This is a genomic window from Clostridium neonatale (assembly GCF_001458595.1).
Taxonomy (GTDB): Bacteria; Bacillota; Clostridia; order Clostridiales; family Clostridiaceae; genus Clostridium; species Clostridium neonatale.
Map to the genome: position 1 here is coordinate 89,415 of NZ_LN890326.1, position 26,269 is coordinate 115,683.

21 protein-coding genes and 1 other annotated feature are annotated in these 26,269 nt (G+C 27.1%); of the genes, 8 read left to right on the forward strand and 13 right to left on the reverse strand.

The annotated features are described in order from the left end of the window. The first annotated feature begins 84 nt into the window (after positions 1 to 84). A complete protein-coding gene (locus BN2920_RS02400; RefSeq protein WP_058293442.1) occupies positions 85 to 1,401 on the forward strand; it encodes a 6-phospho-beta-glucosidase in 1,317 nt (438 codons plus the stop codon). A 54-nt stretch (positions 1,402 to 1,455) separates the two neighbouring features. On the opposite strand, the gene BN2920_RS02405 is transcribed toward BN2920_RS02400, so the two are convergent. From BN2920_RS02405 to BN2920_RS02420, 4 genes are all read right to left on the reverse strand, one after another. Next, positions 1,456 to 2,802, reverse strand: a complete 1,347-nt coding sequence (locus BN2920_RS02405) for an aminotransferase-like domain-containing protein (RefSeq protein ID WP_058293443.1) — start codon at positions 2,800 to 2,802, stop codon at positions 1,456 to 1,458. Between the two features lie 223 nt (positions 2,803 to 3,025). Further along, the gene (locus BN2920_RS02410; RefSeq protein ID WP_058293444.1) at positions 3,026 to 4,096 is read right to left on the reverse strand and encodes a mannose-1-phosphate guanylyltransferase; all 1,071 of its coding nucleotides are present in this window, start codon (positions 4,094 to 4,096) and stop codon (positions 3,026 to 3,028) included. A 509-nt stretch (positions 4,097 to 4,605) separates the two neighbouring features. Next, positions 4,606 to 6,390: an ABC transporter ATP-binding protein gene (locus BN2920_RS02415; RefSeq protein ID WP_058293445.1), complete on the reverse strand. Its 1,785-nt coding sequence runs from the start codon at positions 6,388 to 6,390 to the stop codon at positions 4,606 to 4,608. Beyond that, the gene (locus tag BN2920_RS02420; RefSeq protein ID WP_058293446.1) at positions 6,391 to 8,145 is read right to left on the reverse strand and encodes an ABC transporter ATP-binding protein; all 1,755 of its coding nucleotides are present in this window, start codon (positions 8,143 to 8,145) and stop codon (positions 6,391 to 6,393) included. Between the two features lie 132 nt (positions 8,146 to 8,277). Here BN2920_RS02420 and BN2920_RS02425 point away from each other — a divergent pair, with 132 nt between their 5' ends. Further along, the gene (locus BN2920_RS02425) at positions 8,278 to 9,132 is read left to right on the forward strand and encodes an AraC family transcriptional regulator (protein ID WP_058293447.1); all 855 of its coding nucleotides are present in this window, start codon (positions 8,278 to 8,280) and stop codon (positions 9,130 to 9,132) included. A gap of 54 nt (positions 9,133 to 9,186) precedes the next feature. Here BN2920_RS02425 and BN2920_RS02430 read toward each other — a convergent pair whose 3' ends face one another. The 6 genes from BN2920_RS02430 to BN2920_RS21175 all read right to left on the reverse strand — a co-directional run bounded on the left by BN2920_RS02430 (position 9,187) and on the right by BN2920_RS21175 (position 13,875). After that, a complete protein-coding gene (locus BN2920_RS02430; protein ID WP_097919243.1) occupies positions 9,187 to 10,416 on the reverse strand; it encodes an SEC-C metal-binding domain-containing protein in 1,230 nt (409 codons plus the stop codon). Positions 10,417 to 10,557: 141 nt separating this feature from the next. Beyond that, positions 10,558 to 11,400 (reverse strand): patatin-like phospholipase family protein, encoded by an 843-nt coding sequence (locus BN2920_RS02435; RefSeq protein ID WP_058293448.1) that lies wholly within the window; start codon positions 11,398 to 11,400, stop codon positions 10,558 to 10,560. Between the two features lie 808 nt (positions 11,401 to 12,208). After that, positions 12,209 to 12,649, reverse strand: coding sequence for a hypothetical protein (locus BN2920_RS02440; protein WP_058293449.1), 441 nt, complete (start codon positions 12,647 to 12,649; stop codon positions 12,209 to 12,211). Between the two features lie 113 nt (positions 12,650 to 12,762). Continuing rightward, a complete protein-coding gene (locus tag BN2920_RS02445) occupies positions 12,763 to 13,275 on the reverse strand; it encodes an AAA family ATPase (RefSeq protein ID WP_058293450.1) in 513 nt (170 codons plus the stop codon). Between the two features lie 144 nt (positions 13,276 to 13,419). Then, complete coding sequence (locus BN2920_RS02450; RefSeq protein ID WP_083498691.1) at positions 13,420 to 13,713, reverse strand: UTRA domain-containing protein; 294 nt, start codon at positions 13,711 to 13,713, stop codon at positions 13,420 to 13,422. A 3-nt stretch (positions 13,714 to 13,716) separates the two neighbouring features. Further along, the gene (locus tag BN2920_RS21175; protein ID WP_157065751.1) at positions 13,717 to 13,875 is read right to left on the reverse strand and encodes a hypothetical protein; all 159 of its coding nucleotides are present in this window, start codon (positions 13,873 to 13,875) and stop codon (positions 13,717 to 13,719) included. Positions 13,876 to 14,361: 486 nt separating this feature from the next. Here BN2920_RS21175 and BN2920_RS02455 point away from each other — a divergent pair, with 486 nt between their 5' ends. Both BN2920_RS02455 and hydE read left to right on the forward strand, forming a co-directional pair. Beyond that, positions 14,362 to 17,025: a cation-translocating P-type ATPase gene (locus tag BN2920_RS02455; RefSeq protein WP_058293452.1), complete on the forward strand. Its 2,664-nt coding sequence runs from the start codon at positions 14,362 to 14,364 to the stop codon at positions 17,023 to 17,025. A 217-nt stretch (positions 17,026 to 17,242) separates the two neighbouring features. Then, positions 17,243 to 18,289, forward strand: coding sequence for a [FeFe] hydrogenase H-cluster radical SAM maturase HydE (gene hydE, locus BN2920_RS02460; protein WP_058293453.1), 1,047 nt, complete (start codon positions 17,243 to 17,245; stop codon positions 18,287 to 18,289). Between the two features lie 316 nt (positions 18,290 to 18,605). On the opposite strand, the gene BN2920_RS02465 is transcribed toward hydE, so the two are convergent. Next, a complete protein-coding gene (locus BN2920_RS02465) occupies positions 18,606 to 19,337 on the reverse strand; it encodes a DUF3298 and DUF4163 domain-containing protein (protein ID WP_058293454.1) in 732 nt (243 codons plus the stop codon). A 307-nt stretch (positions 19,338 to 19,644) separates the two neighbouring features. On the opposite strand from BN2920_RS02465, the gene BN2920_RS02470 reads away from it, so the two are divergent. Further along, a complete protein-coding gene (locus BN2920_RS02470) occupies positions 19,645 to 20,556 on the forward strand; it encodes a polysaccharide deacetylase family protein (protein ID WP_058293455.1) in 912 nt (303 codons plus the stop codon). Positions 20,557 to 20,598: 42 nt separating this feature from the next. On the opposite strand, the gene BN2920_RS02475 is transcribed toward BN2920_RS02470, so the two are convergent. After that, entirely contained in the window at positions 20,599 to 21,615 is a 1,017-nt protein-coding gene (locus BN2920_RS02475) for an anti-sigma factor domain-containing protein (RefSeq protein WP_058293456.1), read from the reverse strand. 344 nt (positions 21,616 to 21,959) lie between these two features. Here BN2920_RS02475 and ispF point away from each other — a divergent pair, with 344 nt between their 5' ends. Then, positions 21,960 to 22,427 (forward strand): 2-C-methyl-D-erythritol 2,4-cyclodiphosphate synthase, encoded by a 468-nt coding sequence (gene ispF, locus BN2920_RS02480; RefSeq protein ID WP_058293457.1) that lies wholly within the window; start codon positions 21,960 to 21,962, stop codon positions 22,425 to 22,427. 53 nt (positions 22,428 to 22,480) lie between these two features. On the opposite strand, the gene BN2920_RS02485 is transcribed toward ispF, so the two are convergent. Further along, positions 22,481 to 23,155 (reverse strand): hypothetical protein, encoded by a 675-nt coding sequence (locus BN2920_RS02485; protein ID WP_058293458.1) that lies wholly within the window; start codon positions 23,153 to 23,155, stop codon positions 22,481 to 22,483. Positions 23,156 to 23,472: 317 nt separating this feature from the next. On the opposite strand from BN2920_RS02485, the gene BN2920_RS02490 reads away from it, so the two are divergent. Both BN2920_RS02490 and thrS read left to right on the forward strand, forming a co-directional pair. Further along, positions 23,473 to 23,877: an HNH endonuclease gene (locus BN2920_RS02490; protein ID WP_058293459.1), complete on the forward strand. Its 405-nt coding sequence runs from the start codon at positions 23,473 to 23,475 to the stop codon at positions 23,875 to 23,877. A 113-nt stretch (positions 23,878 to 23,990) separates the two neighbouring features. After that, positions 23,991 to 24,218: a binding site (T-box leader), on the forward strand. 87 nt (positions 24,219 to 24,305) lie between these two features. After that, positions 24,306 to 26,237, forward strand: a complete 1,932-nt coding sequence (gene thrS, locus BN2920_RS02495) for a threonine--tRNA ligase (RefSeq protein ID WP_058293460.1) — start codon at positions 24,306 to 24,308, stop codon at positions 26,235 to 26,237. Positions 26,238 to 26,269 lie beyond the last annotated feature (32 nt).

Below are 26,269 nucleotides of genomic sequence, written 5' to 3' on the forward strand. Positions count from 1 at the left end.
TATAATCGTATTTTTATCTTCTTGAATAAAACTATCTATAGATATAACATGAACTTACAGAACTATTTAAGGGAGGTTTTAGATATGAAAGATAAAATTAAAATAGTAACAATTGGCGGTGGATCAAGTTACACACCAGAATTGATAGAAGGTTTTATAAAAAGATATAATGAATTACCAGTAGGTGAAATATGGCTTGTTGATATTGAAGCTGGAAAAGAAAAATTAGAAATAGTAGGAGCTTTAGCTAAAAGAATGGTAAAAAAAGCTGGTGTTCCTATAGATATTCATCTAACTTTAGATAGAAGAGAAGCATTAAAAGATGCTGATTTTGTTACAACACAACTTAGAGTTGGTCTTTTAGATGCTAGAATCAAGGATGAAAGAATACCTTTAAGCCATGGTGTAATTGGTCAAGAAACAAATGGTGCAGGTGGAATGTTTAAAGCATTTAGAACAATTCCAGTAATATTAGATATCGATAAAGACATGGCTGAATTATGTCCAAATGCTTGGCTTATTAACTTCACAAATCCTGCTGGAATGGTAACTGAAGCTCTTCTTAAATATGGAAAAAACAAGAAAGTTATTGGATTATGTAATGTTCCAATTGGTATGGAAAAAGCAGTAGCTAATCTTTTAGATGTAGACCATAGCCGTATTAATATGACATTTGCCGGATTAAATCATATGGTATTTGGAAAAGAAATTTACCTTGATGGAAAAAATGTTACCGAAGAAGTAATCAATTCAATTGCAGAAGGTAAAATGGGTTCAATAGTTAAAAATATTAAAGACTTTGAATGGAGCCCAGAATTTATTAAGGCTCTTGGAATGATGCCTTGCCCATATCACAAATATTATTTCCAAAGAGAAGATATGCTTAAAGAAGAATTGGCTGAGTTCTCTAAAGGTGAAACTAGAGCAGAAGTTGTTCAACGCCTAGAAAAAGATTTATTCGAATTATATAAGGATGAAAACTTAGATATTAAACCACCTCAATTAGAAAAACGTGGTGGTGCATATTATTCTGATGCTGCATGTAGACTAATTAATTCTATTTATAACAACAAACGTGATATTCAACCAGTTAACACGCGAAATAATGGTGCTATTGAAGGAATTGATGATAATTCAGCAGTAGAAATTTCATGTATTATAACTAAAGATGGTCCAAAACCAATAGCTACTGGAAAACTTCCTGTTGCAGTAAATGGTCTTGTTCAAACAATAAAATCATTTGAAAAATTAGTTGTAGATGCGGCTGTTGAAGGAGATTATAATAAAGCACTTCTTGCATTAACAATTAATCCATTAATTCCATCAGAAAAAATCGCAAAAATATTGTTAGATGAATTATTAGAAGCTCATAAAGATTATTTACCACAATTTAATAAATAAACTTTACTTAATAATAGGAATTTAAATGTTTAAAGCATTTAAATTCCTATATTCTTATATAATTGCCAATCTTAAAATTTCTTCATAAATAATATTTAATGCTATTTTTAATTGATCAATATTTAACCTGGCACTACTTACCCTTATACTATTATCAAATTTATTTATATTATAATAAGCTTCTACATTTGATGATACAAATACATTTCTTTTCTTTAAATTCTCAATTAATTTATCACAATTAATATTTTCATTCAAAACTAATGTTGAATAATATCCAGAAACTCCTCCTATCACTTTAACAATATCTTCATCCCACTTAGAAGTTATTTTTCTAAATGTTCTTAAAAGGTCTTTTATATTTCCAGCAAGTATTGTTGTATGCTTTTCATATATATTGCTTTTTATATATGACTCAAATGTAGCTTGAGAAACTAATGAAGGCATATAATATGAATAGTAATATGAATAATCAATCCATTTTTCGTATGTATCAATTAAGCTATCAGGAATTACAGCAACCCCAATCCTTATATAAGGTATTGTTTTAGAATAGCTTTTTAAATATATACAGTTTTTTAACTCTGAATAATAATATATTGGTGAATAGTGAGACAAATTACATAAATCCGAAAAGTAATCATCTTCAACAATATATACATCATATTTTTCTGCAAGCTTAGCAATTGTTTTTCTAGTTTTTAGAGAATAATATGTTCCTAATGGATTATGATTTCTAGGTATTGTATAAAAAAATTTGATTTTTTCATTTTTAAATATTTCTTCTAATTCCTTTAAATCTATTCCATTTTCATCTCTTTTTATAGTTTTTACCTTTATATTATCGGCTTTTAAAAAATTTATATAGTATATATATGATGGCTCTTCAATAAGTATTGTATCATTACCATTAGGAAATGGCATTTTTGATAATAATGTTAGTACTTGCAAGACTCCTTGTGATATATATATATTTTTATTCTTACAATAAATATCGCTTTTAACTAATAAATCAGGAAGTATTTCTAATACTGATGGAACTCCTCTTGATCCTCCAGCTAAAGAAATATTACTATAGAGCTCTACTGCTGAATTTAAACAATGCTGAATATCTACTACTGGGATGTTACTAACTAATGGATTTCCAGTAGACAAATCATATATACCTGAACTTTCTTCACAAAAACGCATAAGATTATCTGCTACAAAAAAACCTCTTTGAGGTGAAGAATATACTATGTGTTCCTTGCATAATGTATCATAAGCTTTGATAACAGTTCCTTTACTACAATTATATTTTTCACACAATTTAGTAATAGACGGCAGTTTGTATCCTTGAAATATCTTATTAGAAACTATATATTTTTTAATATCTTCTGCTATTTGTTCATATATCTTCATATTAATTCCGCCTCCTCTAAATAAAGTATACTATATTTTGTAGTAGTTTAAACTTCTCTATAATTATATTCATTTACCAAATTTGAATATACTTGCATACTATCTTCTTTATAATTACTACTTTCTAATTAATTATCTTTAATAATATGTAAATTTTATAACTAAATAATAAAATGCACACATTTTCATAAAGTCTAATTATGATAATGTGTGCATTTTTATCTTATAAAAATTTATTATATTCACTTTTTTCGTTCAATTTATTTAATAGATGTTTTATTTCTTGATCTTTATTTTTATCCATAACAAGTATTACATCTCCGGCATCTACTATAACCAAATCCTTTACTCCAAAACCTATTATAAGATTTTTACCACCAAATATAGAGCAATTCTCACACTCGTCTACATATACATTTTGAGATACATTATTATTTCTATGACTATTTAACAATCTACTTAGTGCTCCAAAGCTACCCATATCATCCCATCCAAAATCACTTTTTATTACATAAGCTTTTCTAGTTTTCTGCATAACTCCAAAATCAATTGATATTCCATCTATCAGCTCATATTGTTCTTTTATTACTTTTTCTTCCTCTGGTTCGCCTAAATTTTTATATATCTCCATTAATGGTTTATGCAGTTTAGGAAGATACTTTTCTATTTCTCTTAATATAACATCTGCTCTAAATATAAAAATTCCAGAATTCCATAAATAGGTTCCTTTTAGAATAAAATCTTTTGCAACTTCTAAGTTTGGTTTTTCTGTAAATCTAGCTATTTTATAAGTTGGTATATTTCCATTAGTTCTCTCACCCATTTCTATATATCCATACCCCGTTTCAGGTCTGCTAGGTTCTATTCCCAATGTTACAATACACCTTCTCCTATTAGCAATTTCAATTCCTTGAGATAAGGTATTTGTATAATTATTCTCACCTTGAATATAGTGATCAGATGGTAAAACCACCATAACTGCATTAGCATCTTGTTTTAAGAGCTTTATTGCAGATAAGCCTATACAAGTAGCAGTCTCTTTATTAGCAGGTTCAGCAAAAATATTCTCTCCATTAACCATATCCGAAAGTTCTTCTCTTATTTTTTCTTTATAGTCTTTGTTTGTAACCACATAAATATTTTCTTTATCTATTATTGGGGTTATCCTCTCAACCGTATTAACTAAAAAACTTTTATCATTAATTAGTTTTAGAAATTGTTTCGGTTGATCAGCTCTTGATAGAGGGTATAACCTGCTACCTTTACCACCAGCTAAAATTAGCCCGTATATCACCTATTTTCAACTCCAAGTACTGATATCATTTTATTATATGTCTTAATATAAATAATTGTGTTTGTAAATTTTTAAGCAGGGAGGCCAACTCTTGTATTTGGTACTAATCGCTTACACCGGCATATAATGTTTGGTGAGGCACGAGCCTAACAGTATAGCCCATCTTCATCTACTGATGAAGATGTTTCCCTAAATATTTTCTTCTAATCCCCATAAAATAAGCAAATTCGTAAAAATTTATATTCCTATATTCTTGTATTCTTAAATTCTTAAATTCTTAAATTCTTAAATTCTTAAATTCTTAAATTCTTAAATTCTTAAATTCTTAAATTCTTAAATTCTTAAATTCTGGGCATTTTATCATTCTTCAAATATTTGTGCAAGTATGTTTTATACAATATATTTAAATAATTTCTATACATTATGAAAATTCTTGTGAAAAAAGTATTGTATAGGATGAATTTTATTTCATTCTATACAATACTTATTAAAAGTTTTCTTATTAAAATTTATACAGCATTCATTATTTCATACTGAGCCATATAAAGATTATAGTACTCTCCATGATTATTAATCAACTCATCATGTGTTCCTTGTTCAACTATTCTGCCATCATTTATAACCATTATTCTATCTGCATTCTTTATAGTAGATAATCTATGAGCAATTACAAATGATGTTCTTCCTTTTAATAGTCTATCTAAACCTTCTTGTAAAGCCTTTTCTGTTTTAGTATCTATACTTGAAGTTGCTTCATCTAAAATTAATATTTTAGGATCTGCTAAAAGAGCTCTTGCAAATGATATTAGCTGCCTTTGACCTACAGATAATCTACTGCCTCTTTCATTTACCTGAGTATTATATCCATCTTTTAAATTAATAATAAATTCATGAGCTCTTACTGCTTTTGAAGCATTAATAATCTCTTCTTCAGTTGCAGATAAGTTTCCGTATCTTATATTTTCTAGTATAGTTCCTGAAAATATAAATGTATCTTGAAGCATAACTCCCATTTGTTCTCTCAGAGAACTTAGGGTTACATTTCTTATGTTATTATTATCTATTATAACCTCACCTTTTGTTACATCATAAAATCTGCTCAATAAGTTTATTATAGTTGTTTTTCCTGCTCCTGTTGGACCAACTAAAGCAATGGTCTCTCCAGCATTTACTTTAAAAGATACATTTTTTAATATTTCTCTCTCTTCATCTTCATATTTAAACACTACATTTTTGAATTCAATATTTCCTTCTATAGATGGCATCTCATAAGCATTTGGCAAATTAGAAATACTTACCTCCTCATCTAGAGTTTCAAATATTCTTTCTAGGTATGCCATAGCCATTATTAATGTATTATAGAAATTTGATATATTTACTATAGGATTCCAGAACCTCCATATATATCCCACAAATGCTACTAATGTACCAATGGTTATAACCTCTCCAATAGCTTTTATACCAACTAAGTATACTAAAGATACAGTAAATACTGAAATATTATCTATTGCAGGCCATAGCATAAGTTGATATTTTACCGCTGTCATCCATGTACTTCTATTTTCTCCACTTACAACTTTAAATTTCTCTGCATTAACTCTTTCTCTTACAAAAGCTTGGGTTACCTTCATTCCACTAATACTTTCTTGAATATAAGCATTCAAATTTGATTGTTTATTACTATATCTTTGAGTTGTTATTCTTTGCACCTTTGCAAGAAGTGCTACTACTAATGCCAAAATGGGCATTCCGATCATACAAATTAATGTAAGTTTAGGGCTTATAAATACCATAAATCCTATTATTACAAAAATACTAAATAAATCAGTTAACAAATTGATCAATCCATTTGACAATAAATCGCTTAATGAGTTAACATAATTAACTACTCTAACGAGAATCTTACCATGTGGTCTGCTATCATAATATGAAAATGGAAGTTTTTGAAGATGATTAAATAAATCAGATCTAATATTTCTTACAACTGACTGCCCTACAAATGTCATTGTTTTTATCTTATACTTCATACATATTGAACTTATAACAATTGTAGTTACAAATATAATACATATTAAAACAAGTCCCCTCATATCTTTACTCGGAATATTTTCATCCATGGCTATTTTTACAAGATACGGCCCCATTAAGCTAGCTATACTTGATACTAGCATTACTATAAGAGTTATGACCATTTCCTTTTTATAAGGTTTAACATACGATAATAACCTTTTGCAATATTCTAAATTAAATTGAATATCTAATGATTCATCTACATCATATTTATTCTTAGCCATCTATATTACCTCCTCACGTCTACTAGTATCCTTTATATACTCACCATATTGTTCTTTGTATACTTCATAATAATGTCCATGTGCATTTATTAATTCCTCATGTGTACCGCTTTCAACTATTTCTCCATTATCTAAAACTAATATTAAATCTGAATTTTTTATTGATGAAATTCTATGCGCTATTATAAATGTTGTTTTATCTTTATATATTGTATTCAAATTTTTCTGAATTACAGCCTCAGTTTCAACATCTAGTGCTGAAGTTGTATCGTCAAGAATCAATATAGAAGGATCTTTTATTATTGATCTGGCAAGTGTTATTCTTTGTTTTTGACCACCAGATAATCCTACTCCTCTTTCACCAACTATAGTTCCATATGACTCTGAAAGCTTGTTTATAAAATTATCTGCATCAGACATCTCTGCTGCCCATGCAATCCTTGAATTTTCTACTTCTGGTATTCCATATCTTATATTATCTTCTATAGTATTTGAGAATAAAAATACATCTTGCATAGATATTGATATATTTTTTCTCAATGCATGTATGTCATATTCTTTTACATTTACTCCATCTATTAAAATTTCTCCAGATGTCACATCATAGAATCTTTCTATTAGATTTATTATTGTAGATTTTCCAGAACCAGTTTGTCCAAAAATAGCCACTCTTTGTCCAGGTTTAATATGAAAGTTAATGTTTTTAAGTACTGTCTCATATCCATATTCAAAGTTTACATTTCTAAATTCAATTTCACCATTAATTTTTTTAGGTTTAATTCCATCTACCGGATTCTTTATTTTTGTTTCTTCACTAAGAAGTATTCTTATTTTCCTAGATGCTGCTATAAATCTTTGAACATCATTTATTAGCCATCCTACCATATTCATGGGATTATTTATCGCCCAAATCAAGCCATTAAACATTACAAGTTCACCTATGGTTAATTTATCATTTATTATTAAAATTCCACCTACTAGAATCATAACAACAGTAAACATATTTGATAATCCATTTAATATTGGCATATATTTTTGAGTAACTTTTGCAAGATCCATATTGGAATCCATATAGCTCTTATTTCTCTCTTCAAATTTTGATATTTCGTATTTTTCTTTTGCAAATGCTTTAACTACTCTATTTCCACTTATATTTTCCTGAACTACTGTATTTAATTTAGAAAACTGTTCCCTTATATCATAAAATATAGGATTTGATTCAATCGTCATCTTATATGCACAATAAGCAACTATTGGTGTCAATAAAAACATGAAGATTGTAAATTTAGCATTTATAATAAACATACTACCTATTGCAAATATAAACACAGTTACATTTTCAAATATATTGTACATAACCCAAGCTACAAAATGCCTTATGGCATCCATATCACCAGTCATTCTTGCCATTATATCTCCAGTTCTTGTCTTATTATAATAATCTAAATCTAATTCCTGTAGTTTATTGTACATTTGCTGTCTTATTTCAAATATTACATTTTGAGATACACGCTCAAAAGTCATCTGGTAAGTATACCTTATTATTGCTTTTATCACTGTTACCAAAATCATTATTCCTAATATATAAATGAGCATATTTAATTTATTTTTCATTATTACTTCATCAACAAGTTTTCCACTTAAATACGGATTAATCATTGATATAAGTGAACTTATCAATACAGCTACGAATGCGAAATAAAATCTAATCTTATACTTATTTATATATCCAAATATCCACCTAATACTACCCATTAATAATTCCTCCTTATTGCGTTTAATTCATCATTTTTAACATGTTAATTATCTAATAAAAAACTTCAAATAAAAATGTACTTTTTTATTTATATGATGTATATTCTTATATAAAAGGGGAGGAAATTATTAATGTGCAATGTAGGAATTTCAATAGAGAATTTTAATCCTGAGATTTTATATTCATTTAATTGTAATAATACAGATAGCTTTGAAGGGCAATATCATTGCCATGATTTTATAGAATTTAGTTATGTTGTATCAGGCAATGTAAATTATAAAATAGGTGATAAATTTTACACAGTAAAAGAAAGAACTTTACTTCCGTTTAACCCTGGCGTATATCATAAAGAATCATTTACAAAGGGCATTAACAACGATATAACTGAACTCCATATTGGCTTTAGAAATGTGAAAGTGGATGGACTTCCTATTAACCATATTTTAAAAGATTCTTCAGATGTACCCATGCAATTTCAGCAATATGGTGAGGACTTTCATAAATGCTGCTTGGAAATAATAGAGGAACAGGAAGCTTGTGAAGTTGGAAAAGAATTAATTTTAAAAAGCCTTATTATGAAACTTATAGGTCTTTTTTTAAAGGAAACAAACTATGTAAAGAACACAAAGAAGATTAACAGATGTAATTTACCTTTTTACGATAAATCAAACATAGTTAAAATTATTATAGATTATTTTGAAAATAACTATACTGATAATATCTCTTTAGATGATATAGCAAGAAATATGTATATGAGTTCTGTATATATCTCTAAGATATTTAAAGAAAAAACTGGAGAGCCTCCAATAAATTATTTGATAAATCTAAGATTGGAAAAAGCAAAGAACTTATTGCTTACTACTGAAGCACCTGTAAAGGTTATTGCTCAGTCAGTTGGATATACTGATGCTTATTATTTCAGTAAATTATTCAAAAAATATTATGACTACTCTCCTCATAAATTTAGAATTATAAATTCAAAATAAAAAGATAAGATATCTTGAAGTTAGTTTTCTTGGATATCTTATCTTTTTCAGATCTTATTTATTTTTTCCACAACATTTTTTATATTTCTTACCGCTGCCACAAATGCAAGGTTCATTTCTTCCAATGTTTATTTCATTTTTTACTGTAGATTTTAAAGCTTTAATATCATTAATGCTATAGCCTTTATATTTCCACATTCTAATCTTATTGGCAAACTTACCCATTAGATTTGCTGCTACATTTCTTACATTGTCTTCATCAACTTCCATTACATCAAGTATTTTATCAATTGACTCATTAACTTCATTTTCTTGGATATCTATTGATAAATCATCCATTATTGCTTGCAACATTTCTCTATTTGAATTAAAGGTATTGCTAAATTCCTTGCAAAAAGCTTTACCAGCTTTAGTAGAAAAACCATAATCTCTATTTGACATTACAAGTAATTCTTCTTTTGAAATTTTGGCATATTCTAATTCAGCACACTCTTTTTCTATAGTTTCAACTAAACTATCAATATCTTGTATCTCATTGTTCACGAATAGCTTGCTATCTTCTCTATATTCAGAATAATAATATCCACTTTCTCTAATTAATTCTTCAATATTATCGTTATATAAATCATACTGGCTCAATATACTTTTAATGCTTTCTATATTTAAAATTCCATAAGCCTTATTCATTCCTCTATACACATTAATTATTTCACCATTTTGTTTAATGATTCTTCTATAATCAAGTGTATTCTTATCCTCAATAATCTTTTGAACTATTTGTGGCATCAAAAATACTGCTATTCCATCTTTAAGCGTAGGATAAATAAATCCTTGTTGAATGAAATATGCACTCTTTTCAACTTCTTCTTCATCTATATCATTAAATATTTTTACTCCATCTTTATCTAAATAGCTTCTAAGCAATCTATATCTCTCTTCTTCAAATAAAAGAAGTCTTTCTTCTATTAAAGACTCGTAGTTTTCAATTAAATTGTTAAGCAATTCATCTTTCTTTAATCCTGAAATTTTTGCTAATCCTAAATTTCTTGCTATATTATATATTTCATCTTTAGATAAGCAGTTTAGTAGCTCTGCTATATCAAATGAATATACTCTTTTATTAAATTTCTTTTCTAATCTTTCTGAAATCTTTTCTAACTCTTCTTCTTCATTTTTGCAGTTTTCACATAACCAGCAATTCAATTCATCAATATAATATAAAGCTTCTGCTCCACATTTTTCACAAATGTTATTTTCATTTAAACTCATGTCCTTAGTATCCAAAAATCTAACTCCTTTTTGCAATTTTGCTTATCTCATCTTTATGTCATAATCTTGATTTTATATTTTCTTTATATTTTAGTCAACAAGCTTCAGTGAAAAAAGGGTTTACTTTGCTGTTAATAAATTGATTATTTGCTCAATTTATAAAAATTCTAATATTTTTTCTTTATTTTCTATAACTAAGTCATATCCATTATTATATATATTTCTTAATTTAACTTTATCACGTTCAAATCTACCTACATCCATTGGAATCGTTGGCCTTAAAACTATTGCATTGCCCTTATTTTCTAATTCATTACAAAATTCAAGTTCTTTATTATATTCTATGTGTCTTTTGGCTAATACTTCAGCTAACTTAGGATATTTCTTCTTATATACTTTATAAGCTATTTGATTTGCTTTAGATTTTTTCTTTCTGTAATCTATATTTCTAGTTAAAACTATAATATTTTTATCATTTCCATCTTCTATTGATTTATAAATTGGTATAGGATTTGACAGTCCACCATCAGCATAATATTTATCTTCTATATTTACAAACGGAAATAATAATGGTATTGAACAGCTTGCTTTTAATATTGTATTCTTTTCATCAAGTTTATCTTTATCAAAATATTCAACTTCACCAGTTTCAACATTAAATGCTCCTGCTAAAACTTTTCCATCATATTTATAAAACTCATCATAATCAAATATAGAATGTTTATTAGGTATTTCATTAAATACATAATCAAAATCCATTAACGAACCGCATCTAATCAAATTTCCATAACTAATATATCTTTTATCACCCATATACTTTTCCATAATTTCTAAATTTCTTCCTCTTTGTTTAGAAATATATGAATAAGCATTAGTTATACCTGCTGATACACCTATTACATATTTTAATTCAGCTTTTATATCTAATAATCCATCTAAAACTCCTGCTGTAAATAAGCCCCTAAAGGCTCCTCCTTCTAATACAAGTCCAGTAGACATTATCAATACTCCTCTCTCTTAATTGCTCTGAAATTTTCCTTATTTAATTATTATACCCTAGTGTTGTCAATTTTAACACTTGTCTTTACACTTCACATTCCATTAGGTATATTTATACACGGATGATTTACTTTTGAAAATATTATTACTAGCCCGCATAAAATAAGCAGAGAGCCCAAATCTTTCATTTGTTGCGAATCGCTTATACCTACGAATGTATATGAGTAGGTGTTTCCTTGGCATATAATGCTTGGTGAGGTACGATCCTAGAAGTATAGCCCATCTTCATCTACTGATGAAGATATTTCCTTAAACAAAGAAACTATATAAATGAGTATCTCGTTATCTCCATCAAACCCGCATAAAATAAGAAAAGATCCGTATTGCAGCATAGCTGCTCTTTTTATAAGTGCATATTCTTATATTCTTATATTCTTATATTCTTATATTCTTATATTCTTATATTCTTATATTCTTATATTCTTATATTCTTATATTCTGGGTATTTTAATTTTAAATAAGTATTTGTGCAATAATTTTTTAAATGAAACTCACTATTCACATTCGTTCATAGGAGTAAGTTCGATCAGCCAAATATAAAATTTGGGTTCTCACTTATATTCTGGACATTTTATCTTGCTGCAAAATATTATTCAAGTATTCTTATTTAATTTTATTGATTTTTAAATATTTAAGCAGCTTACCTTTAAAATATAATAAATGGATCAAATCAAATTTAAAAAGTAAAACTTTATAATTTCAATATGATCCAATTCTAAAAAATGAGGTATTTTTATGATAGCTATATTTATTTTAAATTAAATTTTTCAAAAACCTTATCAGATAAATCACTATCTATTTCTTTTAAACTATTAATATATAATAAAGCACTACCATTATATTCTTGTTCTTGTCCTGTAAGAATTATTTCATAACAATTTCTTATTATATTTATAATACAATTTTCAAAATGGTCTTCTCTGCAACTTTTGCATGTCTTAAGTATATCTACAATTCCATCAACAGCAAATTCCTTATCATATAATTTAGTATCTAATAATGGAATATTTTTATATCCATCTAATACACCGGTAGTTTTATTTATCATGCAATATTTAAGACACTCTTTTCCATAGCTGATTAGACATGTACTTGAGTTGCATTCTCCACAAACCTCTTCTGATAGACAACATTCACACAGCTTGTCTACAACATTGCTAAAATTAACTTCCTTAAATTGAATGCTCATTAAAATATCTCTCCTTCTAAAAATAATCAAATTATTAAAAAATAACAATTATTATCTAATATTTTAATTATATAGATTGAATTTCCATTGGGCAAGCATATCTATATCTTTTTTCAATATTCCATGCAAATAATGCCTATAATTTCATTAACTATTTCTTCTACAGATTTTCTAGTTGTATCTATTTTTGTTGTATCCATGGATTTATATAAGTCAAATCTTTCAAGACTTCTTTTTATATTGCCTGTATCTCTTGCTCCACTTTTTATATCCTTACCAATTCTTTTTACAAGTTCATCCTTGCTACTCATAAGTGTAAGTTTATAGATTTGAATATCTTTTTCAGTGATTTTATCTAATAAATCCTTCATTATATAATCAGTTGGAATTACCCAGTTGAATAATACATACTCTGTACTTGAGTTTTTCAAAAAGTTATTTAAAACATGCACAATATTATCTAAAACCATAGCTTTATTCTCTTCATTAACAACAAATGGATTCATCATCCAGCAGTTATCTCCATCAAGCCAAAATGAATTATTCAACTTCTTATATAGCACTTTACATATAGTTGTTTTTCCCACTCCCATTACCCCATTAATTATTATTAATTTTTTCTTCATGTAAATCTCATCCCCTAAAATTGGTATTCCATTATTTAATTGTACATAATTAAATAATAATATCCAACCTCAATTATCTATATTAATTAATTTATATATATAAAAAACAGTATAAAATTGAAGATTTTATACTGTAGATTAAAATTATATCTTATATATGAATTTATCCCCTCTATAAATTATCTCTGTATACTCTAATATTATATCTGTATCTTCATCTTTACAATTCCTCTTTAATTTAAGAAGTGGTACTAATTCTCCACAATCTAACAACTTCCGTTCCTTTGATGTAGGATACAATACCTCTAATATACTCTTTTCTGTAATATAATTTATAAACCATTTTTTCTTATAGTAATCAAACATAGATGTAATTTTTCTTCCTTCTGCCGATATATCATTAAATACCTTTTGTGATACATATGAAAAAATAATTATTTATTATTTTTCATTTTTGTTCTTAAGAATCTCATAAGCAAATCCCGATCTTATTAAAGTATTAATAGTAGCTACATCAAATACTGATCCTAATAAATGAACATCTACATTTAATCCCTCTTTTAATTTTTCGTTCAAACTCAAAGACCTATAATCTACCATAAATTCTCACACCCTTCACCCTTTTATACTTTTAATATATACCTTTATTGTTAATTAGATATTATTCAACTGTTAAATAAATGTTACTATTTTAAAATTTCTATAATAGTTTTCCCATCAACACTTTCCATGGTAAATTCTAAAAGTTCAGTGCATGTTTAGCTACATAAATGTCATTACCATTTTCTACAATTTTTACTGTTAAAATAAAATTTATATTTTTTTATTGACAAGCTAATACAATTTAGATTATAGTAGTATTAATTAGATATGCTTTTTTGTTAAAGGGGAGTAATCAAAAATATAACGTCAACATCCGCGGCTAATTTTAGTCTGGTGTTATATACCCAAGTGGTGATGAGACTTTTAATATAACTTCAATAATACTAATCTTGAAGTTATATTAAAGGTCTCTTTTTTATTATGAAAAATTAGACTTTATTCAAAATTGGAGCAAATATATATTTATTTGAAAGGAAGATTAATATGAGTAACTTTTTTAGTAAAACTACAGATGAATCATTGAAAGAATTAAACTCATCTCTAGAAGGACTATCGAGTAACAAAGCTACAGAACTATTAAATACTGTAGGAGAAAACATCTTAAATGAAAAAGAGAAAAAAAGTATGTGGTCCATATTTTTTGATCAGTTTAAAGACTTCTTAGTTATAATCTTAATTATTGCCGCTATTATTTCTGCTGTGACGGGTAATATGGAAAGCACTATTGTTATTATTGCTGTTATAACTATGAATGCTATATTAGGTACAGTTCAATATATTAAAGCTGAACAATCTCTTGATAGCTTAAAAGCTTTATCTGCACCTAATGCTAAAGTAATTAGAGATGGCAAAAAAATTGAAATTCCATCAAAAGATGTTGTCCCAGGAGACATTCTTCTCCTCGAAGCTGGTGACTTAGTTGTTGCTGATGGAAGAATATTAGAAAACTATTCTCTAAAAGTTAATGAAAGTTCATTAACAGGTGAATCTGAAGCTGTTGAAAAATTCTCTGATGCTATAAATAAAGATGAAGTAGCCCTAGGCGATCAAAAAAATATGGTATTTTCAAGTTCCCTAGTTACATATGGTAGAGCTACAGTCTTAGTAACTAAAACAGGAATGAATACTGAGCTTGGTAAAATAGCTACTTTAATGGAAGAAACTCAAGAAAAAGCTACTCCGCTTCAAGTTTCTTTAGATGAATTTTCTAAAAAATTAGCTATCGGTATTATAGGTATATGTATTCTAGTATTTGCATTAAGTATGTATAGAGGAACTAATTTATTAGATTCATTAATGTTTGCTGTAGCTTTAGCTGTTGCTGCTATTCCAGAAGCACTTAGTTCAATTGTTACAATTGTACTTGCCATAGGTACTCAATCAATGGCTAAAGAAAATGCAATTATTAAAAAACTTAAAGCTGTAGAAGGACTTGGTTGTGTATCCGTAATATGCTCTGATAAAACTGGAACATTAACACAAAATAAAATGACTGTAAAAAAGATTTTTATTGATAATAAAACAATTGATTGTGAAAAAATTAATGTAAATAGTCCAATTGAAAGTTTTCTATTAAATAGCTCTATTCTTTGTAGTGATGCAACTTCACTTGATGGAAATGAAATTGGTGATCCAACTGAAGTAGCTTTAACTAATTTAGGACATAAGTTCTCAATAAACGAGATTGAATGTAGAAAAGCTTATCCAAGATTAAGTGAAATACCATTTGATTCTGATAGAAAGCTTATGAGTACTCTTCATAACATAGATGGAAAATATATAATGATAACAAAAGGTGCCTTAGATGTGCTTTTAGATAGAACTACATCAATAAGGACTTCTTCTGGATTAAAAAGATTTACCAATGAAGATGCTAATCATATTAATTCTGCTAACAAAGAGTTATCTTCACAAGGGCTTAGAGTTTTAGCATTTGCTTATAAAGAATTAGATGATAATAAAGAACTTAATTTAGATGATGAAAATGGATTCACTTTCCTTGGTTTAATCTCAATGATTGATCCACCTAGAGAAGAATCTAAAGCTGCTGTTGCAGACTGTATCAAAGCTTCAATTAAACCAATAATGATCACTGGCGATCATAAAATTACTGCTTCTGCTATAGCAAAAGAAATTGGAATACTTCAAAAAGATGATATGGCTGTTGAGGGATTAGAGCTTGATAAAATGTCTGATGCTGAACTTGATTCAAAATTAGAACACATCTCAGTTTATGCAAGAGTATCCCCTGAGCATAAAATAAGAATAGTTAGAGCATGGCAAAATAAAGGTAAAATCGTTGCAATGACTGGTGATGGAGTTAATGATGCTCCTGCATTAAAACAAGCTGATATTGGTATAGCAATGGGAATTACAGGTACTGAAGTTTCAAAGGATGCTGCTTCTATGATCTTAACTGATGATAACTTTGCTACTATAGTAAAATCAGTTACTAACGGAAGAAACATATATGCTAATATTAAGAATTCAATAAAATTCTTACTTTCAGGTAATATGTCTGGAATATTAAGTGTTCTTTATGCTTCATTACTTGCTCTTCCAGCTCCATTTGCACCAGTTCACTTATTATTTATAAACTTAGTAACTGATAGTTTACCTGCAATTGCAATAGGAATGGAAAAATCTAAAAAAGATGTATTAAAAGATAAACCTAGAGATTCTAAGGAATCAATATTAACTAAAGATTTTATGGTAGATATATGCGTTCAAGGATTGATTATTGGAATATTCACCATGATGGCTTACCACATAGGATTAACAAAAGGTTCTAATGGTGCAGCAATGACAATGGCATTTAGTACTTTATGTTTAGCCAGATTATTCCATGGTTTCAACTGTAGAGGTAAAAAATCAATATTCTCACTTGGACTTTTCAGTAATAAATTTAGTTGGATGGCATTTGGAGTAGGTATTATTTTAGTAAATTCTGTACTTCTTATACCTGGTCTTCAAGGATTATTTGAAGTTACACCACTTGCTATGAAAGATATAGCTACAGTTCATTTACTTGCTTTCATACCAACTATAATTATTCAACTTGTTAAAATAGTAAGAGACTTCATTGAAAGAAAAAATGAAATAACTATTGAATCAAACAATACTGTTTCAAATTCAAAAATAGCATAATAATTTACTATTTATATTGAAATAAAAGTTTTATTTAATCAGACTGTATCAAAATTATTATTAAAATTTTGATACAGTCTATTATTTATAATTTAAAAATTCTACTCTCTTAATTTCAATTCGTTGTAATATTCTTCTATTCTATAGTATACTAATTCTAAATCAAAAAATTATTTTTGTATTTAAGTTTAACTTACATTTAGGAGATGCAAAGTTTATGAATAAAATAATAGAAAAAGCTAAACTTACACATGAATTAACTAAAGATGAAATATTAATGTTATTAGAAAATGATAATATAAATGAAGAACTTTTTAAGGCTGCAGATTATATTAGAGAAAAATATTTAGGAAATGTAGTTAATCTCAGAGGATTAATTGAATTTACAAACATATGTAAAAGAAACTGTATGTATTGTGGTTTAAGAAGAGATAATAAAAATCTTAAAAGATACAGATTAACTGAAGATGAGATTTTTGATTTTGCAAGCAAAGCAGTAAACTATGGATATAAGACAATTGTTCTTCAAGGTGGCGAAGATGACTACTTTGATGTAGATAAAATGACTAATATAGTTAAAAAAATAAAATCACTTGGTGTTGCTTTAACTTTAAGTTTAGGCGAAAAAACATATGAAGAATATAAAGCATTTAAAGCTGCAGGTGCTGACAGATATTTAATAAGAATAGAAACTACAGACAAGCAGTTATACACAGCTATGGATCCAGGCATGAGCTTTGAAAACAGATTAGAATGTTTAGATAATCTTCGTAAGCTGGGTTATGAAGTTGGTACTGGAATATTAGTAGGATTACCAAATCAAACTTTAGATTCAATCGCTAATGATATATTATTCTTTAAAGAAATAGATGCAGATATGATAGGAATTGGTCCATTTATTCCAAATGCTGATACTCCTTTAAAGGATGCTGAAGGTGGAAATCTTACATTATCATTAAAAGTAATGGCAATAACAAGATTAATACTTCCAGATATAAATATTCCTGCTACTACGGCTATGGAATCCTTAGCCCCTAATGGTAGAATTAAAGCACTTCAAAGTGGTGCAAATGTTGTAATGCCTAATGTTACTGAAGGTGAATATAGGAAGTTATATGCTCTATATCCTGGTAAGATTTGCACTGGAGATACTCCATCTCATTGTAGAGGATGTATTACTGGGAAAATAACTGCCATAGGAAGATCTATTTCAGATGGATATGGATTTAGAGGCAATAGTAATGTAAATTCACATGACTGCTAATTATTTATAGAACTGTTGCAAAACTAGAATTTGTCCAGCAATTCTCAGTTATCAATGCTCAATGAATGATGAAAAACTTTTAGTTTTTCTAAGATTATATTATTGCATCTACATTTGCTAATACAAATGTAATCCGCTTAAGGCGAATGTTATGGCTAATGCTATAACGATGCAATAATACAATTAAAAAGCTATAAGCTTTTTTTCCTTAATTGAAATTTTATCATTGATAACTGATCATAAAAAACAAATTCTAATTTGTAATGTAAACATAAAATATTACAAATTATTGTGCAACAAACCTATAAATGTAAAATTAATGATAAAGATAATTTTCTCCAAACATTTTAAGTGGAATCTTAAATTCCCTAATTCCAGCTACATATGGTGCAATTTCATATAGTTGATAGTATATTATTAAATTTTCTCCAGTAAGGTAGTAGCCTTGATTATCTTTTATTCCCTTAAAATCTTTTCCTGAATCAAAATATATATCTGGTTCTAAGTTAATTTGTCTCACTATCTCCTTATTTATTATATCTTTATAATTAGAGTTTTTTATAAATAAGTCTTGTAGCATTAATAATCTTACATTCTGCTTATCAACATTATATGACGTTCTAATAGTATTTCCATGCGCTCCACCTAGGTATTCATAATAATCGTTGTATATACTAATTAATTTAGGATTATTTAAATTTACAGTATAATTTGACATTATTTCAAATGGGAAATTTGGAATGATTACATTACCTGTATTATCAAAATATTCTCTTGCAGTTTTCTCAGCATCAGCTACTTTAGGTAATATATCATTTTTAATGCTACTATTTATAGAATCTACTCTCTCTTTAAACAAATCACTTTTTAAATATGGTATCTTTATATCTTCTTTTAAATATTTATAATCATTTTTTATTACTTCCTCACTAACTTCTATTTTATTTTCAACAATTAATCCACAAGTTATCAACACATTCTGTTTATAACTTGTGGTGAAAGAAGAAGTTATCAACAATCCTATTCCTATGCCTTGAACTATATTCATAATTTATTCTCCTTAATTATAAATTAATGCTTTTTACTACTAATATATTCACACAATTCGCTGTAAATATATGTATATTAACATTTTTATAACATGTTATCCACATGCACTTGTGGATAATGTTAATAAGTTGTACTATTTTCTTATTATTGTATACTTTTTATATTTTTAGTCTAAAAGTTATTAAATATTCTGTTAAATAATACAATAAATTTTTATTTATAATAATCTTTTTAGATGGCCTCCTAGTATTTATATAATTTTTTATTTATAATGTATTGTATATTATATAATAGGAGGAAATTTAATGAAGAAATCATACCTATTGATAATATCAATAGTTACTATTATTTCTGTATTTATTGGATATAAATTTATTGATACAAACACAAGTATTATTAAAGATAATAATCAAAAGGATTACAATGAAAAATCTAATATCCAAGATGATATAAGAATAAACAATAACGACACTAACATAGATGACACTAAAGAAGATATTCTTAAAACATATAACTCTGGTTTTTCTGAATCAGATAAATTAATTAATGATAATCGAGGCATTCCAGTTTTATACTATCATTCTGTAAATATAGACTCTACTAATGAGGTTATAATAACTCCTGAACTTCTTAAAGAACAGCTTTCATATTTAAAAGATGAAGGATATGTTTCGTTAACAATGAGTGATGTAGCAAATTATTTAATAAATAATAAGCCAATTCACGAAAAGAGTATACTAATCACATTTGATGATGGATATATGGATAATTATTACAATGCCTTTCCATTATTAAAAGAATTAAATTTGAAAGCTACTATATTTTGTATTACGAATGCTTTAGACGGAAAATATTATCTATCTGAAGATGCCATTAAAGAAATGTCTGATTATGGTATAGATATTCAAAGTCACACCGTTAATCATCCTAATTTAGATAAATTAAGCTATGCTGATCAATTAGCTGAAATGATTAATTCAAAGAAAACCCTGGAAAAAATAATAAATAAAGAGGTATATGCTATCGCCTATCCTTTTGGAGATTTTAATGATGATACTATTAAGGCAGCAAAAGAAGCTGGCTATACACTAGGATTTACTACTAACAGAGGATTTTCAGATAGAGAAGATAATCTTCTTAAGCTAGATAGAATCTATGTAAGCTCAAATTATGATCTTAATACACTTAAAAATATTTTAAACGAAACGAAGAAATAAAAAATAGAACAAGATATACTTTACATATCTTGTTCTATTCTTTTATTTTTCATTAATATTATCTTCTAATTTCTGCTGAACCCCTGAATTATTGATAACGACCTTTATATCATTTTCTATTATAAATTTATTAGTCTCTGATAATTCTCCATATTTTAACGGTTGTCCTGCGACGGTTATATACACAGTATTTTCTTTACTTACCATTTCATTTTTTAAACCATATTTTAAAATATCTGTTATTACATCATCAATTTTTCTATTTTCCGCATCTAAATTTGAAACCAGTACCTTCCCTTTTTCTGTTGGAGAATGTGAATAAATTACCCTATCATATATATTGACATGCAACTTTATATTAGATGTAGTTTGAACAACTATTATACTGCTAGCTGTTGTATACTTTGAATATATGTTAAAACCAAATATCATTAAGAATAAAAGTAAAATACATACAGGTATTTTATATATTGCTGATCCAATTTTTTTCTTACCTTCACCCACAGCCCCTAAAGTTAATTCACCCTTTAATTTTATTTTTTTAAATTCTCCTGTTGAAGTTAATATGCATGCTGAATTATGTAATAGTAATTTTATTATTATTCCCCTATATGTCTTCTGCTTAATAATATTATGTCTTGTTTCTCTGTTTCTTTGCTTTAACTTAATTTTTAAATATTCTTGTATAAACTTATATTCAGGGTTATTTATTATAATAAAATATGCAACAATATAATCTTTCCATTTTTTTATGTAATCACTTTTTATTTTGGTTGCTCTTGATAATTTAGGTATATTTAAATGTCTACTTAAATTTAAATTATCTCTTAATTCCTCATTCTCAATAATATAATAAGCAATATTTAAAGCTATATTTCTTTCCTTTTCTTTTAAAGGAAAATTAACTAAATCCTTAAGAAAAACATTATACATATTTAAATCTTCTATTAATAAATTAATTTGTTCATTTCTATTATCCCTATCTGCTGAATCCATTAATATAATTGGTGAAGCAGAAGTAAATTCGTATTTATCCTTCATAAATTTTATATTTTCCATTATTTATATACCTCACACATTGATATCAAAATACAACTTCGCTCATATTATATTATTATAACATAGAAAATTATAAGTTAGTTCTAAATCAATTATTATGGAGCATTTTATGAGAAAAAAAGTTATCTACGTAAATTTCACAAAAAAAAGAAGAGTTAATTTTATATCTTTCATTTTCTACAGAATTGTTAATTTCATATTTAATAAATTTAAAGTCAAGCATAAATCTCAATGTAATCAGCATTTAAATAAACAACGTATATCTAACTAATTTTTCATGAAATTTATTTTTTGTGATAAAATAAAAATAAAAATAATAATAATAATAAATCAGAGGTGAAAGTATGAGAGTTGGATTAGGATACGATGTTCATAAATTAGTTGAAGATAGAAAATTAATTATAGGCGGTGTTGAAATACCATATGAAAAAGGACTATTAGGTCATTCTGACGCTGATGTTCTTATTCATGCCATAATTGATTCAATTTTAGGTGCCTGCGCTTTAGGCGATATAGGTAAACATTTTCCAGATACTGATGAAAATTATAAAGGAGTTTCAAGCATGGTTTTATTAAAAGAAACTGCTAAACTAATTTCAGAATCCGGTTATAAAATAAATAATATAGATGCTACTATAATAGCTCAAGCCCCTAAAATGTTACCTTATATAGATAACATGGTTGTTAATATATCAAATGCTCTTAATATAAATAGAAACCAAGTTAACATTAAGGCTACTACTGAAGAAGGTTTAGGATTTACTGGTGAAAAACTGGGTATCTCTGCTCAAAGTATAGCTTCTATTGACTAAATTTATTAAATAAAAGATGAGTAAGTCACTACTCATCTTTTATTCATACATATTTAAAATACCTCTGTAAGTTTTCTAAGCAAAACCTTTCTAAATTTTTCTCCATTTACTTTATTACCAATAGCTGTTCTACTAATTTCTTTCCATTCATCAATTGACATTCCCAACTTCTCTTCTAATTCCTCTTCTGTACTTGTCATTACACTAGAAGAAATTACAAAGTCAGCTAACTCTTCAGGAGTTGTAAAGAATTTTATATATATAAATTCCTCATTATCTCCCATCCATTTTTTATTAAAAGCTCTTGAAAATTTCTTTAATTCTCTTTGAATATTTGAAGACCTCATTTCCCAAAGCTTTGATAAAAATTCATAGTCTTCTTTCATTTTAGAAACTACATCTTTATCTATAATATTATCTTTAGATGCATTTCTTATAACATTATCAACACTCACAAAAGGAATATTAGTTATAGTCTTTAATTTTCCATATATCCATTTATAAAAAGACTCCTGCAAAAAAGAATATTGAATATATCCTAACAAACTCTTTGTATTAGGAAAATAACCCCAGACATTGTTCAATCCATTATTTTTACTGAACATCATTGTATGAAAATAAAAAGATTTCTCTGTAGGTGAATCCTTCATAAACATATGCCCACGTATAGTTTTATTTTCTCTGACAACGTTTTCCCAAAACTTAATGGAATTATAATTTTCTCTCACCTAAATCACCGTCCTATTGTGGTTTATTTCTAATTAAATTTAAAGGTCTATATTTATTCCTTCAATTACATTATATAGTATATTGTACTGTTTATTCAAGTTAAATATACATGTTTATTTATTAAAATTCTCTTCTTATAAGGTAAATTTTAACTTGTAATTATTTAGTAATTATTGTTTGATATAGTAACATATTATTAATTCTAACCATAATGATATAATAAAATTGATATTTTTTATTCATTAATTTATAATATTATAGGTTAAGTTTAATAATAAAAAATCAATTTTATCAAAATTCTAAGGAGGATAAACTATTGCCTTTATGTGAAATATGCAATGCACCAGCTGACATACACCATATTGTTCATAGAAGTGAAGGTGGACTTGATATAGAGTTAAACTATAAATATCTGTGTCCAAGACATCATAGAGGAAAGTGCGGTCCTCATCATTGTAAAGAAGTGGACATTAGATATAAATTAGAATTACAGAATAAATTACTTTATATGTTAAGAAAAGAATACTACTCTTTTAAGGAATTATCATTAGAACTTAACTTACCAAATAATGCCCTAAAAAGAATAACTAAAGATTTAAAATTATATAAAGAGGGCTATAAAAAGAATGATGTTATATTAAAGATTATGGGTGGAAAACTATATTCTGAAGATATGATAGTTAATTTAACCTTAGATAGATTAATTAATAATATAGATTAATGTACAAGTTAGGAGCCATCAAATCTTATAATATTTTTGATGCTCCTTATTTTTTAATATTTTCTAGAATTATTGACATAAAAACATCTAATGATTATAATAAAAAATAATATGATAACACGTTGATGAGGACAGTAAGCTAAAATCTTATTTTCAGAGAGAGAATATGCTGGTGTGATTATTCTTAAATAAATTTAGTCTGAAAACCACCTCTGAGTGGCTCTAATAAAGCCCGTTTTTATCACGTTACGATAAATTTAAGTGACCTAATATAGTTATATTATTTTATATCTTATTTTAGGTAATTAGAGTGGAACCACGGATATTACTTCGTCTCTATATTTTTGAGACGGAGTTTTTATTTTGTAAATTATTATAAACATCATATAAAACAATTAATTTCATATTTTTGAAAGGAGTCTTAAACAATGATAAAAGTTACTTTAAAAGACGGTTCTATTAAAGAATTTGAAGCTGAAATATCAGTTCTTGACATTGCTAAATCAATAAGCGAAGGATTAGCTAGAAATGCTTTTTGTGGAATAGTAAATGGTGAAGTTTGTGATTTAAGAAAAATTATTAATGAGGATGTTGAATTAAGTATTTGTACTTTTGATTCTCAAGAGGGTAAAGATGCTGTAAGACATAGTGTATCACATGTCTTAGCTTATGCTGTTAAAAGATTATTCCCTGAAACAAAATTAGCTATAGGGCCTTCTATCTCTAATGGATTCTATTATGATTTTGATAGAGAAACTGCATTTACTACTCAAGACTTAGAAAAACTTGAAGCTGAAATGCAAAAAATAATCAAAGAAAATCCTGAAATAACAAGATTTGAGCTTCCAAGAAATGAAGCTTTAGAATTAATGAAAGATGAACCTTATAAGGTAGAATTAATTAATGATCTTCCTGAAGATGAAGTAATTTCATTCTATAAAATGGGTGATTTCACTGATCTTTGTGCTGGTCCTCACGTTATGTCATTAAAACCAATAAAAGCAATTAAACTTACTAGAAGTGCTGGTGCTTATTGGAAAGGTGATGAAAAGAACAAGATGCTTACAAGAATATATGGAACTGCTTTCTTAAAGAAATCAGAACTTGATTCATTCTTAGAAGCATTAGAAGAAGCTAAAAAGAGAGATCATAATAAGTTAGGTAGAGAACTTAAATTATTTACTACTGATGAAAAGGTAGGTCAAGGTCTCCCTTTATTAATGCCAAAGGGAGCTAAAATAATTCAAATTCTTCAAAGATGGGTTGAAGATGAAGAAGAAAAAAGAGGTTATGTTTTAACTAAAACTCCATTTATGGCTAAGAGTGATTTATATAAAGTATCTGGTCACTGGGATCACTACAAAGATGGAATGTTTGTATTAGGTGATGAAGAAAAAGATGATGAAATATTTGCTTTAAGACCTATGACTTGCCCATTCCAATATACTATATATAATGCTGAACAACACAGCTATAGAGATCTACCAATAAGATATGGTGAAACTTCTACTCTATTTAGAAATGAGGCTTCTGGTGAAATGCATGGTCTTATAAGAGTTAGACAATTCACTTTATCTGACGGGCATTTAATAGTTACTCCAGAACAATTAGAAGATGAATTCAAAGGAGTAGTTGAATTAATAAAATATATAATGGATACTTTAGGAATATCAGATGATATAAGCTATAGATTCTCAAAATGGGATCCAAATAATACTGAAAAATATATTAATGATCCAGAAGCTTGGAATAAAACTCAAGATATAATGAGAACTATTTTAAATCATTTAAATATAGATTATGTTGAAGCTGATGATGAAGCTGCATTCTATGGTCCAAAACTTGATATTCAATTTAAGAATGTTCATGGTAAAGAAGATACAATAATTACAGTACAAATAGACTTTGCTTTAGCTGAAAGATTTGATATGACTTACATTGATAAGAATGGTGAAAAGAAACGTCCATATATCATTCATAGATCATCAATTGGATGTTATGAAAGAACTTTAGCTATGCTTATAGAAAAATATGCTGGTGCATTCCCAACATGGCTTTCTCCAACTCAAGTTAAAGTATTACCAATCTCTGATAAATATAATGATTATGCAGAATCTGTTACTAGAAAACTAAGAGATAATGGAATAAGAGTTGAAACTGATTATAGAGCAGAAAAAATTGGTTACAAGATTAGAGAAGCTAGACTTGAAAGAACTCCTTATATCCTAGTTGTTGGTGAAAAAGAAGCTCAAAACAATGAAGTTTCTGTAAGAAGTAGAAAGAACGATGATGAAGGTGCTATGAACCTAGATGCATTCGTTGAAAGAATTGTTACTGAAGTTAAAAATAAAGAAAGATAAAAATAATGACCGCCTTACTAAATAGTGAGGCG